Origin of the sequence: Metabacillus sp. Hm71, from assembly GCF_051842955.2 — a bacterium.
GTDB lineage: Bacteria > Bacillota > Bacilli > Bacillales > Bacillaceae > Metabacillus.
The window spans coordinates 1,845,298-1,864,887 of sequence record NZ_CM200278.1 but is presented as its reverse complement, the minus strand read 5'-3'; the positions used below and the strand labels follow the sequence as shown (position 1 = coordinate 1,864,887).

Here is a 19,590-nt window from a genome sequence, read left to right as displayed (position 1 = left end):
TTAACGTGCTTCGTCTATCGCATCCATAATTTCTTTGAATTCGCTTCCATATTGCTCAACTACAGGCTTAACCGCTTCTTTCCATGGCGTAAGATCGTCAACTTCAGTAATGGTTACACCTGCATCACGCAATTTTTGTTCCGATTCCTTCTCCCATTTATCCCAAGCTTCTCTTTGTGTTTTTACAGAATCAAGAGCAGCCTGTTTAATAATTTTTTGGTCTTCTGTAGATAACTTATCCCATGCAGCTTTACTTATTAAGAGAACCTCTGGCGTTCGCTGATGTGTATCCAAAATCATATGCTTTGCTGGCTGGTAATGATTTGAGGACACAAAACTCGGATAATTATTTTCCGCACCATCAATTACTCCTGTCTCAAGTGCACTAAATACCTCCCCATACGGCATCGGAGTTGCACTAGCACCTAAAGCTGATACAAGGTCTATATTCACTTTACTTTGCTGCACGCGAATTTTTTGCCCTTTCATATCTTCTAAACTTTTAATTGGTTTGGTAGAATAAAAGCTTCGTGCACCAGAACTATAATAGGCAAGACCTTTCATTCTGGAATCTTCAAGATTATCCAACATTTGATTCCCTGTTTCTCCTTCGAGGAAATTCCAGAGATGTTCATCAGAGTCAAAAACATAAGGCAGACCAAGCACAGAGAATTCCTTATTAAACTCAGCCAAAGGACTTGCATTTACTCGGGTAAATTCAATGGCCCCTAATTGGACCTGTTCAATAACCGCTTTTTCTTCCCCTAATTGTGCAGATGGAAACACCTCAATTTTGATTCTGCCATCTGTTCGTTCATTTACTAGCTCAGCAAATTTCATATCCCCGATAACAGTTGGATAGTCAGGTGGATGTGTGTCCGCCAATCGAAAGGTATATGTTGCTTTGTTTCCTGTTTCAGCATTCCCTCCTGCAGATGAACCTGATTGACTTGAACATCCAGCTAAAATTGAACTTGCAAGAAATAGACTTGCCATAACACCCCAGACAAATTTTTTCTTCATCATACACACCCCTTATAATAGTTTGATTGTTTTTTATTGCGTGGTCAAATCCTTATTTAGCCAAGAAATTCGGCAACCACATCACAACCTCTGGAATATACGTGATAATTAACAATACAACTAACATCGCATAGAAAAATGGCAACATCGCTTTTGTTCCACTTTGAATCGATACTTTACCAATGGCACAACCAACAAATAGGACGGTTCCAACCGGCGGTGTTAAAAGTCCTAATCCAGCATTGAGGATAAGAATAATTCCAAAATGAATAGGATCCATCCCAAAGCTTGTCACAACAGGAAGCAGGATTGGTGTCATGATTAAAATCATCGGTGCCATATCCATTGGTGCCCCAAGCAATAAAAGTAAAATATTTATGATTAATAGAATGATAAGTGGATTATCAGAAATAGTCAGAAACAGTTCCGTTACCATTCCAGGGATTTGCAAATAAGCTAATATCCAGCCAAATGCTGCTGACGCAGAGATGAGAAAGAACACCATTGATACGGTTCGCATGGTTCTTTTTAAAATCGTCCAAATTCTAGTTATTTTCACTTCACGATAAACAACAAAAGCCAAAATGAAAGAATACAAGCATGCTAGAGCTCCAGATTCTGTTGCGGTAAACCAGCCTGAAATAATGCCGCCTAAAATAATGAACGCAGGTGTTAGTGAGAGAATCCCATGAAAAATGATGCCTGCGCGTTTCTCTTTTGGAACAGGCTCTCCTTTTTGATAGCCCCGTTTTCTTGCAATGATATAGCCTGTAACGAGTAGGGAGGCTAATAGAATCAGTCCAGGTACTATGCCGGCCATAAACAAGCTTGCGATTGAAATGCCTCCTGCGGCAAGAGAATATAAAACGAGATTATGACTTGGAGGTACAACAACACCTTGAATCGCAGAAGATATGGTAACACCAACAGAATAATCTGCATCATAGCCTTGTTTCTTCATCATCGGAATCATGACCGAGCCAACAGAAGAAGCGTCTGCAACCGCAGAGCCCGAAATATTCCCAAAAAACATACATGCTACACTATTAACCATTGCGAGACCGCCTCTTACCCTGCCGACACATAGGTTTGCAAAGTTAACCAGCCTGAGTGCCAGTCCCCCTTCACTCATAATATGACCAGTTAAAATAAAGAAAGGAATAGCCAATAAGGAAAATGAATTGACCCCTTGAAACATTTGTTGTCCGACAACAGGAAGAGGGACATCTAAATAGAGAATCGTTAAAAGCGATGAAGCAATAAGGGTCAGGGCAATCGGAAAACGCAAGAGCACTAATCCAACAAAGCTGGCAATCAGAATCGTAATGGCCATATAATCAGTCGGCATGTTCATTTCCCTCCTCTATATTATGATGCCTTTTCGTATTAATAGAAAAAAATTGTAATAATGAGTATGCACAGATCATGATACCGGTAATCGGCATGATGAGATACTGGATACCTGTAGGGAGTTTTGTTGCAGGCAAAGTGGATTTTAACATAAGGATAGTAAAATCCCAGCCTTGAACAAGTAGAAATAACCCAAATGCAAAAATACTCGCATGTATAACTTTATCGAGAATAGTATTTACTCTCTTTGAAAAAAAGTTTGTAATAGCATCAATCCCTAAATGAATATTTTCGCGAAAACCAATTGCAATAGCCATAAAGGCAAACCAACTTAACAATAGCAAGGTAACTTCTTCAGACCAGAAAAAAACATAATTTAAGAATTTTCTTGTCATTACCTGGGTGGTTACAATGATAACTAATCCAAGAAGTGACAAAAGGGCAATATTTTCAAAGAGTGAATCAATGATCAGCCCCGTCTTTTTAATAAAATTCATAAGCATCCTCCTAACGGAAAGCGTTTTCAATAATCTAATTTTACGAATGAATCGAATTTTATTGAATGTGTTTTCTTTAGGAGAATTTGTGTTTTTTTTAGGTGATATTTGCATTCCCTACGATTAATCTGTTTTTCTTCAAAAAAGAAAACCACACAAAAACAGACCCAAATCGGGTCTGTATGTATGGTTTCTATCGGTTTTATATTTTTTGAACGTTCGCAGCTTGAGGCCCTCTGTTACCTTGCTCAATATCAAATGTAACCTCTTGACCTTCATCTAAGCTTTTGTAACCTTCTCCTTGAATTGAAGAGAAATGAACGAATACATCATCTCCACCCTCAACCTCGATAAATCCAAAACCTTTTTCAGAATTAAACCATTTTACTCTTCCTTGTGCCATTAACAATTTCCTCCTAAATCAATCAAAACACGTTTGATCATCATTTCGCTATATAGTATTACCTTATTGAAAAATATTAAACCAAAATTATTAACTTTTTTTATAAATCCTTTTTTCATGGGGAGTAAAACCTTCTTTGATCACTATTTCGCCCTCTTTGTAAATAAAACATTGCTGCTTATCTGAAAATAATAAACAGGACATTTCCACTAAAATCTGATCTATGTTAAAATTTACATAAAAATAAAGAAAATTTGGAGAAGAAAATGACAAACTATAAGATTTTATTTCTTGACATTGATGGAACGATTTTAAGACCTGATGACACAATCGAAGAATCAACGAAGAAAGCAGTTGCGGAGGTAAAGCAAAAAGGTGTAGATGTATTTCTTGCTACCGGAAGACCTTTGCATGAAATTGCTCATATTGCTGAAGAATTAAAGATTGAATCCTTTATTGGCTATAACGGTGCATACGCAATTCATAAAGGTGAGGATATTTTTAAGTCGCCAATGAAAGCTGAAACGGTTAGAAGCTTTGTAGAAATTGCAAAATACAATGGCCATGAACTGGTTTTATACACACATGAGAAGAATATTTTCTCAGATTTAGAAAGCTCTGTCGTAAAGGATTTTATTCATTCTTTCCATTTGCAAAACAATGAAGGTTACTCAGTAGATGTGATCCATTCTATACTTGGGATTACGCTGATTAATTTAAGTGAAAACGAGCCTGCTTTATATGAAAAGGATGACCCTTCCATTCATTTATCACAGGTAAATGTTGATGGGCTTCGCCATTGCTATGATGTAATCAGAGATAATGTTAATAAGGGTATTGCGGTTCAACATATTCTTGAACTCCTTGATATTCCTAAAGAATCTGCCATCGCTTTTGGAGATGGAATGAATGACAAGGAAATGTTAAGCGTTGTTGGAGAGGGCTTTGCAATGGGAAATGCGCACCCTGATCTTTTCCAATATGCTAAACATAAAACAACAAAAGTAACGGATTCAGGTATATTCAACGGATTGAAATCACTAGGGCTTATTGATTAGCATATCGGTAAAATGTAAATAAGAGCAAAGCAATTTACGGGCTTAATCATCGTGCAATTCAAATTGGAATTTGCACTTTTTTTATTTATTATTCCTCCCCTGTATATCTTTTCCTAGGTCACCCATACTAATAAAATGAAAAATTAGACTGCAAGGTCATAGCATTCACTTTTCTATTTATAGGGTGATCAAATGGATGTAACAAAAATAAGCGCTCTCCAGTTATTTTATGTCATCGTTAGTTTTCAAATAGGGAATACATTAGTTTATGGCTTAGGCGGAGGAGCAAAGCAAGACGCTTGGTTGGTCATCGTATTGGCCACATTATGCGGAATTATTTGGATGTTTGTCTATACAAAATTATCATCCTATTATCCAAATGATACCCTGTTACAGATGATCCCAAAAATAATTGGAAAGTTTTTATCCTATCCAATTATTTTGATTTACATCGTGTATTTTACCTATCTAGCTTCAAGAGCTTGCCGGGATTTCGCCGAACTTATCGCTGCAACAATTTTAGTTGAAACTCCGCTCATCTTTGTGATTGGAAGTTTTATGGTCTTAATGATTTATTGTTTGCGGGGTGGAGTTGAAACATTTGGCAGAATGGGAGAAGCAGTTTTTCCGATTTATACTTTTTCCATGTTTGTTATTTGGATTCTTTTATTTACTGTTAAGCCATTTACTTTTAATAACTTAATACCTATATTAGGGAATGGCATACAACCTATTTTAAAAGAGGTATTTCCAACTGTCTTAACATTCCCGTTTGGTGAAGCAGTGATTATCATGATGTTCTTTCCATTTTTAAATAACAAGCGTTATGTAAAACGGGTAGGAATGGCCGTCATCCTCACTACTGGTTTACTGATGACACTGGATTTAATTATTGTGCTATCGGTTTTAGGTCCAGAAATATATAGCAGAGATTTTTTCCCGCTACTTACCGCAACACGTATGGTTTCCATCGCGGATTTTCTGGAACGATTTGATGCATTGGTTATCTTAATGATGGTAGCTGGAGTATTTTTTAAGGTAGGGGGTTGGACATTCGGAGCTGCAATTGGAATTGCACATCTATTTAAATTAAAACAAACCAAATCAGTCTTCCTCGGCTTGGGACTGATTATTACGCCTTGGTCTGTCGTAAATTCACCAAATCAAGTTACCTATAATAAATTCGGCTTGGAATTCATCACATTATATGCACATATACCTTTGCAAATCGTATTCCCGATGTTCTTGCTTTGTATTGCGTTTGTTCGTAAAAAGGTTGGGACTATAAGAGGGGGGATTTAAATTTTATCCCTCCTCCTTTTTCATTTCAAGTTAGTTTTTCTAAGTATAAAGGTTGAACTGCTCATTTTTATTGAGCAACTAACGTCACGACTGATCTAGGAGGGATTTTAACTGCTTTTTTAGCAGGGACTAGATTCTTTTCCTCTAAATCAGCGTTTTCTGATGTAATAAATGGTTTAAATTGAATCGCTTGCTTTTTCCCTGGAAGATTGTCTACATTAACTTGCACAGATTTTTCTTCATTACTATAATTGACAAACACTACCGATAATTGATCATCCTCTTCATGATAATAAGCAGATCCCATTAGTTCCTCTTGATCATTCGCCCCTTGTAAATCAACCCGGTAGGCGTCAGGTCTAACAAAGCGACTGTAGTTTCCTAATGTCCAGAGTAATTTTGACTCAATGATCGTCTCTTTATCACCAGGATTAATATAATCCGTATAAATCAAACCATCCTTATAATCGTATCTTGACAAGGCCAACCACCATTGCCAGGCTGAAGCTTGAGTTTCTACCATATCAAAGTGAATTAATCTGGCAACATCAAGGGCTGTCTTCATTGTCAAATCTCGTCCAGGTCCATTGCTTCCCAAAATACAATATTCAGACATCCAAAATTTCACATCTTGTCCATATTGATTTAAATTTTCACGTACATATTTTCTTAAAGGAACAAGACGGTTTGCACCTGAAAAATGATCTGACCAATATGCATGTGCACTAATCTTGTTTCCAATGATTTCATTCATTACAGGATCCCCTAATAATTCTTTGATGTATTCACGATATTTTCCAGGGTAACTGCCATTGGCATTGCCACTGTTATATACACTGTTATTGCCGGTAAATTTTGCATACATTTCATCATCTAGCAAAGATGTATACTCTACCGCTTCAGTAGCGTCAATTTCTGTATCAAGTCCTCTATTCTTAAGTTCCTTATGCAAAGCTAAGATCACTTTTTTAATATCTTCAATGTTATACCGATTCCCTTCTTGTCCCGCATAATCCCAGCTCCATGTTGGTTCATTAATAGGACTAATATATTGGAAAGGTAATTTTTCTTCTTCAAAATGCTCTAATACATCTGCTAAAAATACAGCAAAATCATCGATAGAATCTTCTTTTAAATTTGTGCTCCCTACAGAAGGATCAGGCTGACCATGTCCATTTTTTGTCATCCATACAGGCGGACTGTTGACAAACGCAATAAATTCTTCGACACCACGTTCCTTTGCTGCTTTTAGAAACCATTGCTGTCCAGCTTGATTGGACCAATCATATGGTTTATTTTCACCTGATTTAAAACTCTCGGTTCTTCTCCATGGATCTGTAATAATTTCCTTGTCTGTTTCTTCACTTCCAGCACCAATATTAAAACGCCACATAGATAAGCCAATTCCTTTTTCTTTTGAAAATAAGAGGTCGGCAACCTTTTTCTTATTTTCCTCTGACCATTCAGACCCTATTTTATCAAAGGACCAAGCACCAGATGCTCCGAATCCATCAATTTCTTGATACTTATTTTCTACATCAATATTGATTTCCTGAGTATTTTCATCTTTTTTCGTAGACATATTGTTTTCCTTTGCTTTAATATCTGTTGGAACAAATGTTAACATAAGTAAGAATATCGATAATTTACAGAACCAAGAAACTGCCTTTTTATTTTGAAACATCTTCTACCTCCATTACTTGATGGCACTATAATAATCTCCTATACATCTCACGAATGATTGGATACTTTTTCTTTTTCCTACACTTATGAAATTCGGACACAATAACTAGTGCTTGGATAATTCATTACCTTGTACGATAGGCATCACCTCCTTTATAGATAATGGACCATCCCCTTTGCAGAATGTTTATTTATCCATGCAGATCAACTCTAGGTTTAATAACCTTAAAGCGATCTTCCGTTTCCTCTACATCATAAATTTTTGCTCGAGATTCAGGTGTACTGAATGGATGGTGCAAAATAAGTCTCCAGGCACCTTCAAATGTTTTAAACAGCATGCCATGTCCACTATCACCTTCAACTAACGGATCCAGTTGTTCCCATGGACCCTCCAGCTTACCAGATCTTGATCTGGCCATTGTTTGGACATATCCTTCATTGTTATAGCTTGACCAGAGCATAACAAGGTGACCACCTTTTGTTCGGTATAACTGACACCCATCAGATACATAAACGGAAGGCTTTATATTTGGCTTTCGTTCAGCATTGATCCATGGGGCATCTGAAGCTTTAAAAAGATGTTGTGGTTCACCATCTGCTGCAGACAAATCTCGCTTTAGCGGAATGGCCTCAAACGTACCATCTATTACTTGAATCCATTCATGGCAATAGACCATCCATGGCTTTCCGCTTTCATCCTCATATAAGGTTCCGTCAAGTGTCATAAAGTTTCCAGGTGGCACCGGTCCATCTTTTTTTACTAATTCAAATGGACCCTCTGGCGAATCAGATACGGCAATGCTTGTCCCGCGAAGATGATTCGTTTTCCAAACCTCTGGTGGTTCTGCAAGGATGGCATCCCTATTATGAAGAGTTACAAATAAATAATAGCTACCATGGTATTCGTGAACCTCTGGTGCCCAAGTGCCATGCTGCGGGTGTGCCCAAATTCCATCAGGAACCTCGAAAACAACATAAGGGCCTTCCCACTCTAGTAAATCTTTGCTTTTATAAACTAGCACTCCATTTCTTTCTATATCTGTTAATTCTGGAATTCCAGTAGTATATAAATAGTACGTATTGGTTTCTTTATGCGACAAGACAAACGGGTCATGCGCAGGAATATCTCTAAGCCGATGCCCCTTACTTGGATTAAATGGATCAGACGCCTTGTTATACGGCATTATGCCTCACCAACCTTTATGACGACAGATGAACTTTCTAAATCAACTGAAGATGTCTTTATTATAATGGTCCCAGGTTGATCAGCAGCCCTTACATAAATTAATAGCTTCCCGTTATAAGCCTTTCTGCAGGTTGCTTTATAGTCCTGATGGCTAGCAGGGTTACTGCATTCCATTCCAATAATTTCACCAGGTCCCTCAATCTCGCAATCTATTAGATTATTTGCGTCATAGACGAGGTTATTATCCACGTCAAGAATATTTACTTCTACGTGTGCAACATCCTGTTTGTCTGCTTTAAGGGTTGTTGTATCCGAATGCAGCTGTATTTTTGCAGGTTCACCCGCTGTCTTTAATTCATGCGTACAACAAACGGTTCCATTCCTTTTACCGACCGCCTTTAACGTACCCTTAGAGTATGGAATATCCCAATAGATTGTTCCACCTGGGAAATTTTCCCGTTTTTTGATACCGAAAGATTTACCGTTTAACAATAAGTCCACTTCAGGGCAATTTGTACAACAAGCTACCCTTACTGTTTCTCCTTCATTTCCTTTCCAATCGCAGACAACTTCATGATCCCAATAAATTTGATCAGGATGTTCTTCCTTAAGAGAAGTTAAACCTATATGGACCATATCTTTATCAGACCAATGACTTTGTTTAAAAAAGTATAAAGGCTTTTTAAATCCAGCAAGATCAAGCATTCCAGGTGTTGCATGACGAATAGGCCAACCACGGGCTTCTCCCAAATAGTCAATCCCAGTCCAGATAAATTGACCTGATATAAAGTGATTTTGTTCTACTGCCATCCATGCATCGTGATGCCTTCCATTTTCACTTCCGTAAATCACTCTATTTGGGTATTTTTCATGGTCTTTTAGATAACGATACTCTTGATAGTTATAACCAACCACGTCAAGAGCATCTGGAAAATCCGTTTCATTTGACATGATGACACTTGCTAAAGCTGCTGTAACAGGTCGGGTTGGATCATATTGCTTTACAACCTTTGCCAGCCTTTTTGCAATATCCCCCATTCCCTTTGCTTCAGGTTTGTCAACATTGTAACGATCTTTTAATACTGGATGTGAATAAGGATCATTTGGATAATCAATTTCATTGCCAATACTCCAGAAAACGATCGACGGATGGTTTCGGTCTCTTAAAATCATATCCCTCAAATCAACCTCTGCCCACTCAATAAAGTCGGAAGCATATCCATCCAGTGATGGTTCGCCGATATTCCATCCCTCAACCCACTTGTTCTTAGGATGTTCCCACTCATCAAATGCTTCATCTTGGACTAAAAATCCATAAAAATCGCACATATCAAGTAACTCTGCTGCAGGAGGGTTATGGCTCATTCGAATCGCATTTACACCAGCTTCTTTTAATCGTTGCAGACGTCTATGCCAGACCTTTTCAGGAACAGCTGCTCCAAGACACCCTGCGTCATGATGGATACATACACCCTTCAATTGCAAATTCTTCCCATTAAGGAAAAATCCCGACTCCGCATCGAAATGAAAAGATCGAACACCAAGCGGAGTAGTCTCGGCATCTATCACTTCACCATCTTTTATTACTTTCGTTTCCACACTGTATAAATACGGATTTTCTGGTGCCCAAAGATTTGGCTGTACTAGAAATATAGAATGAGAAAAATCTTGCTCACCATATGCTGGAATTGTCTCCACAGAAGAACAAGCTGCTATTTCTTTTCCGACTGCATCTATAATCTGATGTCTAATTTGGCATGTAGTTTCGTTTTGATTTTCATTTTTAACACTGGTTTGAATTTGGATTTCTGCTTCTGATGTTGAGATGTTCGGAGTTGTCACAAATATTCCATACGGCTTGATATACATTTGATCAGTCAAGTGGATAAATACATTTCGGTAAATACCAGATCCAGGATACCAACGGGAATCAGCAAAATCGGAGTGATCTACTTTTACCGCAATAACATTTTCTTGTGATTCGAAGTTAACATATGGGGTTAAATCATAATGAAATGAACTGTATCCATAAGGTCTTTTACCAAGAAATTGTTCATTAATCCAGACTTCACTATTTTTATAAATTCCATCAAATTGAATAAATATTTTCTTTCCTTTTAAGCTTTCAGGTACTTTAAATTTCTTTCGATACCAGCCAATTCCACCTGGCAAATATCCTGTTGAACTTGCATATTCCTTTTTAAAGGGTCCTTCAATACTCCAATCATGCGGCAAGTCCAATGTTCGCCAATCTGAATCATCAAATTGTTTTTTAAATGCGTCAGAATTATCACCTTTGAAAAATTTCCAATCAAAGTTAAACGTTCTCCTCTTAACAGCCAGATCCCATTCTTGTGTCAGTACATTTTTCATATTCACATACTCCCCTTATTTATTCATGAAACGATGGTCATATAATGTAGTGATAGAAAGAGGGCTATCAAGCATGTATGATAGCCCTCTTTCCCATACCTTTAACCTCAAATTAATTGCCTTCTACAAGCTTTTTATATTCATCCATTTGTTTTTGGATTTCTTTTAAAACCTTTTCATAACCTGCTGCTTCTAATCTCTTACGGAAATCTTCAACAGCTTTTTCCGGATCTCCAGCTTTTCCGAATGCAATCGCAGGTACCATTTGTGCAGTCACTTGCGAAAGAGCAGCAACTTCAGCTTCTACAGGTGTACTATCAAAAACAAATCGGCCATATGGGAACGGCTTCTTAATTTTATCGTACTCTGCGTAAATCTCAGTAATTCCTTCCCATTTGTCAGCACTCGGGATTTCGAACTTGTCAACACGGCCACCCCAGAAGTTTGAAGAGAATGAATGTTTTGTTTCATCATAACCTTCAGGACGAACACGTTTGCCGTCAACAATTTCATATTGTACGCCTTCAATACCATAGTTGAATAATTTGTAAATTTCTTCATCGTTTCGAATTAAATCGTATACCATGAGGGCACGCTCAGGGTTTTTACTATGAGCTCCTACAGCTGTAGCACCGTGAGTAACGGACATTGCAGTTAAGTTGTCACGTGTATCAGACCAAGCAAACATATCAATTTCTGATCCTGGTTGTTTCATGTCCATTTGCACACGCAAGCCTGAGAATGTTTCTGTATGATGCTGGTCAGCACCAGTTTTTCCTGCTTGAAATAAAGCCCTGGTGTCACCTTTATAGTTCAATACGTCAGAACGCCAGTAGCCTTTATCTGCCCAATCCTTCATAAGCTTAGCATAGTCGACAAAAAGGTCTTCGAACACTGGGCTCATAACTGTATACGGATCATCATGAGATTTACCCCAATAAATTGGAAATACTCCAGTAGCGATTGGAAGTTCAATTGCATCTGAATAAGATTGTGTATATCCCCATGCTGTCGTAACGTTTGTTCCTGGTGTATCCCAAGGAATAACTCCTGGTTTATTATCGACAATGCCTTGAAAGTATTTACCCATTGTTTCAAAATCTTCAATAGGCTCAGTAATTCCAAATTCTTTTGCCCAATCTGTGCGATAGAAAAAGCCGTGGTTAACCCATTGAGTAAAAGAGTCCTCAGGAATCATGACAATTTTGCCATCATATTTTGTTTGCTCCCAATTCTCATCAGAAACTTCTTCCCATGTTTTAGGTGCATATGTTGGCAATAGATCTGTAATATCCTTGAATGCGCCCTTTTGTGCATTTCCCCATGCATCTAACCAGTCAGTTGCAGTGATGATTAAATCAACTGGTTCACCAGAAGCTAGAGTTAAATTATACTTTGTCATATAGTCCGCCCATTCGATCCACTTTATTTCAAGATGAGCGTTAACTTTTTCTTTTAATTTCGCATTTACTTGTTCCATTACTTTTTCTAACTGTCCATTTGTCGGTTTATCTCCCAACGCCAGCATCGTAATGGTTACAAATTCAGATGTATCAATTTCCCCATTTTCGTTTACCTTTGTACTTGGCTCTGATTTTTCTGAACTTGTTTGGCTGGATCCATTACAAGCTACAAGACTAAAGGTCAACAGCATGACCATGAATAGAACTAAGCCCTTTCTCATCTTCAACATTTCATTTCCTCCCCTTTATCTTTTTTCATTCTAAAACTCTATGAAACAAGGAAGATTCCTTAATCATATTCCATTACCCCTTAACTGCACCAATTGTAATCCCTTGAATAAAGTACCGTTGTACAAACGGGTAAAAAAGGATAACTGGTCCAGTAGCCACAATTGCTGTTGCCATTTTCATGGTTTCCAATGGTATTTCTTGTGGTGCTACGTTGGAAGCTGCCGCAGAGTTCCTTATGAAATCGGCACTCGTAATCACGTTATAAAGAAACAACTGCAAAGGCCTATATTCCATATTAGGTGAAAGGAAAAGCATCGCATTATACCATTCATTCCAATACCCCAAAGCAATGAAAAGTCCGATTGTCGCCAAAGCTGGAGTAGACATTGGCAGAATTAACCTTAAGAAGATTGTGAAATCACCGGCACCATCCATCTTTGCTGATTCCGTAATTTCATGCGGAATCGACTTTGTAAACGCCTTCATCATAATGATTAGAAACGGACTCAATAATCCTGGCAGCAGTACTGCTAAATAATTATCTTTAAGGTGCAGATACTGAGTGACTAAGAGATAAAACGGTACAAGTCCACCTGAAAAAAGGGTTGTAAAGTAGATATAAAAGGATATTTTGTTACGATACAAGAAATCCGAGCGTTGCAAAGCATAACCTGTCATCGCGATTATAAACAAACCTACTGCTGTCCCGACAAGTGTAATGACCATCGTTACGGCATATGACCCAATGATCAGTCTTGGATTTCGAAAAACAATTTCATATGCAAATGTCGAAAATTCCTTCGGCCATAAAGCAAATCCGCTTTCCATAATTGCCTTTTCAGACGAAAAGGATGATGATACGATCAAAATAAAGGGAAAAAGACAACATAGAGCAAAAAGACCAATAAAACCATATCCAATAATTCGAACCATAATGGTAGAAAAATCTATATTTCGTCTTGCTGTACTTTCCATAAATACATCCCTCCTTTAAAACAATGAGTTTTCTGGTGAAACCTTTTTTACAATCCAGTTAGCAATAATGACGATAAGGAAGCCAAAAATGGATTGATATAAGCTTACAGCACTTCCTAATGAAAAATTAAAATTCGTCATCAATGTTCGGAATACGTAGGTCTCAATAATATCTGTGGTTGGATAAAGCATTGTATTATTAGCACCAACTAAGTTATAAAACAAACCGAAATTTCCTTTTAATACTCCCCCTAAAGAGAATAGTAATAAAATGATAAAGGTTGGTTTAAGCCAAGGAATAATGATATATCTAATACGCTGGAAAGCATTTGCCCCATCGATTTCTGCTGCTTCTAATATGGATTTATCAAGACCCATGATTGCAGCAAAATAAACGATCGATCCATAACCTGTGGATTGCCATAGGAAAGTAATGACAATGATATAAGGCCAAATCGCCGGGTTCGAATAAGTTTGTACTGGATCTAAGCCGACCATTTTCAAAAATGAGTTAAGTACACCATAATCGTAACTAAGTATGTTATAAGCTAAAAGTCCAACTAGAACTGCGGAAATAAAGTGCGGAAGAAACATAATGGTTTGTGAAATCTTTTTGAACCATTTACTTGTCAGTTCGTTAAGCATGATGGCTACAGCTATTTGCAGGAAATTCCCCAAAACAATGAAAGCTAAATTATAAGCAATCGTATTAAAGGTTAACTTCCACAGATCACCTGTCATAATCAAAAAGCGAAAATTATCAAGTCCAACGAAAGCGCTATCAAATATACCAAGGGAATAATCATAGTTTACAAATGCAAGATAAAGCCCCGGCATTGGCAAATACGCAAAGATAGCAAAGAAAATAATCGCAGGCAAACACATAAGAAGAAGGGTTCGGTTCTTCCACATTCTTTTAAATGCAGACTCTTTCGTTTGTTTTTTAACGATAGATGTCTGTGATTGAACAGTGACGGTTTTCATATAAATCCCCCCTAAACAACATAATCTTCAAGCAGAAAGCAGCAACCGACTTTACAAAATACAGCGATGAGATGATATCTTGCAGATTACTAATCTATTGACATGCTCCATAAGTATAAAAAGTCTTTACCAAACTAAGACTTTTTAATTTGTAAAGATAGATGGTTTAGACTAATATAAGCTAGCAAGGAAATGAAATGGGTTTCAAAAATTCACTTACCAAACATTTATCTTATTATTAAGCCTTATTCAAAATATTTAAGATGAAACGGGTTTCATTTATAAACTGAATTATGTTAAACAACTAATCAAAAGATCCCAGATCCCTTAATTTGAAAGCGGTTACCATATCTTCATTATATTCGGGCTTTTATGAAAAGTAAATACTAATATTCCAAAAATTACGTTTATTTTAAAAATTCGTACTGTTCGAAAAATAATTGGTATCATATCTGGAACTGAAACAATCGAAAAATAGCGGTTCCCTTGGAAAAAAATATATAATCCAAGGAAACACACCATCTAGACATGGTGCTACATATCCTTCCTATTAACTCCCTTTAGCTTAAAGGCATATGTGTAACACTGATTCGCAAAAAGCGTGAATTCAGGATGTGTTTTTTGTCCCCAGCTATCATCTCCACCTACACCCATTTGTTTATAATTAATCCGTACTACCGTCTTAGTGCTTTCCGGTAATTTATAGACATGATCATGTTCTTCAAGCTCGAATGGGGTATAAGGTAACGCATTTACCTCAACTGTAGGGCATCCGGATATCTTTAATCCTACCCCTTCATGATTGGAAAGTAATGCCCATCTTACATCTGTTTTATTGCCGCATTCTTGAGGTCTTAAGTATGGCACGTATTGATCTATTACTTTACCACTATATAATCCAATTTTTGCACCTTTCTTTTTATCCCAATAATTTTCATAAGGTCCTTTTCCATACCAAGTGATGGTGTCAAACGCTCCATCTAATGTTGTCATCATTCCAACCTCAGGAATCTCTGGAAGATCCTCCCCAGGTTCTAGCTCATAATCTACTGTTATTTCGCCATCACCCGTTATGGTATAAATAATTTTGCAAGATGATTTTGTTGTAGGCAAACGGTATTCGGTCGTAACAATTGTTGTCGAACTACTTTTCGTATCAACTAAAAACGATGTAAGAATTTTATCCATTCCCGCTTCTCTCCATACGGAGCAGCGGTCATGCAATTTATTCCCACGGTCATTATCTGTCATCGCACGCCAAAAATTTAGACCTAATTCATTTTCAAGTAGAGGAACACCATTGAAACTATATGACTTCAGAGCTCCATTGTTTTTATTAAATACAATATTAAAGCCGGAACCAATTATCGTTACATCATTTTCTTCTCGTAATACTTTTGTTTCAGGTAAATTGACAGTAGTACTTTCTAATGTTGCATTTACAGTAGGAATCACAAATTGTTCAAAAGCAACTTCATGCCCCTTTTGAGCCCAAATTGTATTACTTTTTAACTGCAGGCTCACAGTTAAAATAAATTCATCTGATTGTTTACAGCGTTCAGGAAGAGAGTAACCTAATTTAATTGTTTTCGTGGAGCATGGTTCTACCTCAATCTCTGAAGTTCCCCTTTGGATTAATACACCATTTTCTTCAAGCTGCCAAACTAATTCGAACTCTTGCAAGTCTGTAAACAGATAGTTATTTACCAAATCAACTTGGCCCTCTGCGATATTATTCGCTGTAAAACGAACATTCTGATAGCACTTTTTCACCTCGATAATCTTTGGGGAAATCGAACCATCTGCAAAAATGAGACCATTCCCTGAAAAATTTCCATCATGAGGGGATTCGCCAAAGTCCCCGCCATAAGCTAGGTAAGGTGCACCATCCTTCGTCTTTGTTTCTAAAGCTTGATCCTTCCAGTCCCAAATAAATCCACCCTGAATAATAGGGTATTTTTCAAATAAATCGGTATACTTAAAAAGATTGCCGCAAGAATTTCCCATCGCATGGCTATACTCGCATAGAATATACGGTTTCGCCTTTTCCGCGTTCTTAGCTTCTTCAGCATATTTCTTTACCCCATCAGGATTTATATACATAGTGCTTTCGATATCTGAAGCTGCTTCTGATTTTCGGTAATGGAAAATGCCTTCATAGTGAATAATTCTCGTAGGGTCATTCTTCTTTAAAAAATCGTGCATTTTTAGAAAATTATCCCCGCCAAACGATTCATTTCCAAGCGACCAAATAATAATCGAAGGATGGTTTTTATCTCGTTGAAACATTGAATTACATCGATCAAGAACGTTTTCCTGCCATTCAACCTTGCTTCCTGGTACTGTATCGCCTTCATCTTTTTGCCCATACTTCCATGTCCCGTGAGTTTCAAGATTTGTTTCATCAATGACATATAAACCATATTGATCACATAATTCGTACCACAACGGATGATTCGGATAATGAGATGTACGGACGGCATTAATATTATGTTGTTTCATTAGTTTAATATCATGAATCATATCATCATAATCAATTGCTCTTCCTTTATCTGATGCAAACTCGTGACGATTTACACCTTTGAAGACAATTCGTCTGCCATTGATTTTCATGAGGCCGTCTTTTATTTCAAATGTTCTGAATCCAACCTTACAGCTTTCAGTTTCTTTGATGATTCCGCTTTCATTTTTCAAAATGAAAACAAGTGTATATAGATATGGTGTTTCTGCACTCCATTTAAAAGGATTTTCTATTTTGGTTGAAGCATAGATCGAAATAAGGCATTGATTCTTCATGTCCACCCTTATTTGGAGTGATTCCTTTAAAACAGGATTCTTTTCTTGGTCATAGAGCATTGCTTCAATTGAATAACCATTAACTTCTTGTTCAAAGACATTTTTAATTTTTGCTTCGATTTTTAATGTCGCATCCTTATAATCTTGATCCAGCTCCGTAGTCACAAAGAAATCATTAATGTGAACCTCAGGAGTTGAATACAAATAGACATCTCGAAAAATTCCGCTCATCCGCCAAAAATCCTGGTCCTCTAACCAGCTCGCATCACACCAACGATAGACCTCTACTGCTAGCTTGTTCTCTCCATCAATTAAGTATGGTGTTAAATCAAACTCTGCTGGAGTAAACGTATCTTCACTATATCCAACAAATTCTCCATTCACCCACATATAAAATGCTGACTCTACTCCTTGAAAGCTAATATAAATCGGCTGTCCATTCCAATCCTCTGGAATCGTAAAGTTCCGAATATACTGCCCAACAGGATTATAGTTAATTGGTGCAAAAGGCGGCTTGATATCTTCTTTTCCTTCCCAAGGATATCTTAGGTTTGTATATTGAGGATAATCATAACCTTGCAATTGCCAGTGTGAAGGCACCTTGATTTCATCCCACTCACTGGCATCATAATCCAGCTTATAAAAAGCTTGATTTCTTATTTCAGGATTTTCATAAAATGCGAATTTCCAGCTTCCATTTAACGACTGATAGAAATCAGATGAAGTTCGGTCACCTTTTAACGCCTCCTCAACTGTCTTGTATGGCATTAATGTCGCATGAGCATCCAATCGATTTAACTGAAAAATCTCAGGGTTATTATTCCACTCTGGATATCCATTTTCGGGTGGAGTGTACCTATATTTCTTCAGCTGTTTGAGCATAAAAATACCTCTTTTCCATAAATTGAACTAATTATGAAACCCGTTTCATAAAAATTTAACGAAAAACAATGTACATTCATTTTTAATAGATTATATTCCCAAACAAAGAAACCCCTTTCATTTTTATGGTACTCCATTTTTTAGAAAGAGGCAATATTATATTTGATTATTCTGAAAATAATTTGCAAGAATCCCTTAAGACGAGTGATGTTGGAACAATTGTTTCTTTTTCTGCTTCTTTCTCATTAATTAAATCTACTAATACATTGATAGCTGTTTGACCCAGCTGATCATAATTCTGGCTTACAGTCGTTATTCCTGGAGGGAAATGCTCTGCCAAATAAATATCATCAAACCCAACAACTGAAACATCATCTGGAACCTTTAAGCCAAATTTGGTAAGTACTTTTATTACTCCGATCGCTACAAAATCATTGGCACAGATAACCGCTGTAGGCCTTTCTTTTAAGTAAAGTAATTGTGCAGCAACTTCTTCACCTGATTCAATACTAAACCCTGTACCAAAAATCCAATCTCTGTTAATAGTTAAACCTTTATTTTTCATCACTTTACCAAAAGTATTCCTTTTCAAGTCAGTTGAACTTACTCCTTCTTTTCCGCCAAGAAAACCAATCTTTTTATGATTTAGATTGACTAATAATTCAACAAGCTTTTCAATCCCCGACTCTTCGTCCGTTCTCACAATATGTGCATCTACCCCAGCCATTTGACCATTAACAAAAACAACAGGAATTCTTTCCATCACTGTTTTCATTTCTTCAGCATATTCGTGATCGGTATCAGTATCGTTAATTCTACCACCCAGATAGATAATCCCATCAACCTGTTTTTCTACTAAACTTTGCAAGTATTTAGACTCATTTTCAGAGTTGTTCATCGTATTGCACAAAAAGGATGTATACCCTAATTCCAATGCATGTGCTTCACTTTTTTGTACCAATGTTGAAAAAAATGGATGATTTATGTCTGGTAAAATAAACCCAATCGTTTTCGATTGCTTATGGAATAGGCTTCTTGCTAAACTATTAGGTCTAAAATTATATTTTTCAATCACATCAACGATTTTCCGCATGGTCTGTGGCCGTACTTTTGCATTTCCGGTTAAGACTCTCGATACTGTAGCTGGAGATACATTAGCTTCTTTAGCAATATCATATATTGTTATATTTTCCTTTTTCATCAGTTTCCTCCATCGCTAATGATGTCTTTGTATTCTAGAAGGTCATTGAAAAAAACTCAAGTCACCTGTTTAAAATACTATCATAATCATTCGTCATTACCTGTCGTTTTCCCTACCTTTTGTTCAATAAAATAAAGTAGCCATCACCTGCTACCATTCAATCCGAAGTAATTCTTTCTTCAA

14 protein-coding genes are annotated in these 19,590 nt (G+C 37.0%); 2 read left to right on the top strand and 12 right to left on the bottom strand.

Annotated features, from left to right (window positions below; all coding sequences use genetic code 11):
- The 4 genes from ACSVDH_RS08765 to ACSVDH_RS08750 all read right to left on the bottom strand — a co-directional run bounded on the left by ACSVDH_RS08765 (nt 1) and on the right by ACSVDH_RS08750 (nt 3,273).
- Entirely contained in the window at nt 1-1,023 is a 1,023-nt protein-coding gene (locus ACSVDH_RS08765) for a TRAP transporter substrate-binding protein (RefSeq protein ID WP_439252344.1), read from the bottom strand.
- A gap of 52 nt (nt 1,024-1,075) precedes the next feature.
- Complete coding sequence (locus tag ACSVDH_RS08760; protein WP_439252343.1) at nt 1,076-2,371, bottom strand: TRAP transporter large permease; 1,296 nt, start codon at nt 2,369-2,371, stop codon at nt 1,076-1,078.
- A complete protein-coding gene (locus ACSVDH_RS08755; RefSeq protein ID WP_439252342.1) occupies nt 2,361-2,870 on the bottom strand; it encodes a TRAP transporter small permease in 510 nt (169 codons plus the stop codon). Before ACSVDH_RS08755 ends, ACSVDH_RS08760 begins: the two co-directional genes overlap by 11 nt.
- A gap of 202 nt (nt 2,871-3,072) precedes the next feature.
- Nucleotides 3,073-3,273 carry a cold-shock protein gene (locus ACSVDH_RS08750; protein ID WP_046510818.1) on the bottom strand — a complete coding sequence of 67 codons (201 nt, stop codon included), beginning with the start codon at nt 3,271-3,273 and terminating at the stop codon, nt 3,073-3,075.
- A gap of 266 nt (nt 3,274-3,539) precedes the next feature.
- Here ACSVDH_RS08750 and ACSVDH_RS08745 point away from each other — a divergent pair, with 266 nt between their 5' ends.
- Both ACSVDH_RS08745 and ACSVDH_RS08740 read left to right on the top strand, forming a co-directional pair.
- Nucleotides 3,540-4,331: an HAD family hydrolase gene (locus tag ACSVDH_RS08745; RefSeq protein ID WP_299089001.1), complete on the top strand. Its 792-nt coding sequence runs from the start codon at nt 3,540-3,542 to the stop codon at nt 4,329-4,331.
- Nucleotides 4,332-4,523: 192 nt separating this feature from the next.
- The gene (locus ACSVDH_RS08740; protein WP_439252341.1) at nt 4,524-5,633 is read left to right on the top strand and encodes a GerAB/ArcD/ProY family transporter; all 1,110 of its coding nucleotides are present in this window, start codon (nt 4,524-4,526) and stop codon (nt 5,631-5,633) included.
- 67 nt (nt 5,634-5,700) lie between these two features.
- Here the strand turns inward: ACSVDH_RS08740 and ACSVDH_RS08735 are convergent, their stop codons facing one another.
- From ACSVDH_RS08735 to ACSVDH_RS08700, 8 genes are all read right to left on the bottom strand, one after another.
- On the bottom strand, nt 5,701-7,317 hold the full coding sequence (locus tag ACSVDH_RS08735; protein WP_439252340.1) for a glycoside hydrolase: 1,617 nt from the start codon (nt 7,315-7,317) through the stop codon (nt 5,701-5,703).
- A 190-nt stretch (nt 7,318-7,507) separates the two neighbouring features.
- Nucleotides 7,508-8,500: a glycoside hydrolase family 43 protein gene (locus ACSVDH_RS08730; RefSeq protein ID WP_439252339.1), complete on the bottom strand. Its 993-nt coding sequence runs from the start codon at nt 8,498-8,500 to the stop codon at nt 7,508-7,510.
- Complete coding sequence (locus ACSVDH_RS08725) at nt 8,500-10,875, bottom strand: glycoside hydrolase family 2 TIM barrel-domain containing protein (protein ID WP_439252338.1); 2,376 nt, start codon at nt 10,873-10,875, stop codon at nt 8,500-8,502. Before ACSVDH_RS08725 ends, ACSVDH_RS08730 begins: the two co-directional genes overlap by 1 nt.
- Before the next feature lie 112 nt (nt 10,876-10,987).
- Nucleotides 10,988-12,568 carry an extracellular solute-binding protein gene (locus ACSVDH_RS08720; RefSeq protein WP_439252337.1) on the bottom strand — a complete coding sequence of 527 codons (1,581 nt, stop codon included), beginning with the start codon at nt 12,566-12,568 and terminating at the stop codon, nt 10,988-10,990.
- A 73-nt stretch (nt 12,569-12,641) separates the two neighbouring features.
- Nucleotides 12,642-13,544 carry a carbohydrate ABC transporter permease gene (locus ACSVDH_RS08715; RefSeq protein ID WP_299088992.1) on the bottom strand — a complete coding sequence of 301 codons (903 nt, stop codon included), beginning with the start codon at nt 13,542-13,544 and terminating at the stop codon, nt 12,642-12,644.
- Nucleotides 13,545-13,559: 15 nt separating this feature from the next.
- Complete coding sequence (locus ACSVDH_RS08710; RefSeq protein WP_439252355.1) at nt 13,560-14,456, bottom strand: ABC transporter permease; 897 nt, start codon at nt 14,454-14,456, stop codon at nt 13,560-13,562.
- A 606-nt stretch (nt 14,457-15,062) separates the two neighbouring features.
- Complete coding sequence (gene lacZ / locus ACSVDH_RS08705; protein WP_439252336.1) at nt 15,063-18,206, bottom strand: beta-galactosidase, LacZ type; 3,144 nt, start codon at nt 18,204-18,206, stop codon at nt 15,063-15,065.
- Nucleotides 18,207-18,372: 166 nt separating this feature from the next.
- Nucleotides 18,373-19,407: a LacI family DNA-binding transcriptional regulator gene (locus ACSVDH_RS08700; RefSeq protein WP_439252335.1), complete on the bottom strand. Its 1,035-nt coding sequence runs from the start codon at nt 19,405-19,407 to the stop codon at nt 18,373-18,375.
- Nucleotides 19,408-19,590 lie beyond the last annotated feature (183 nt).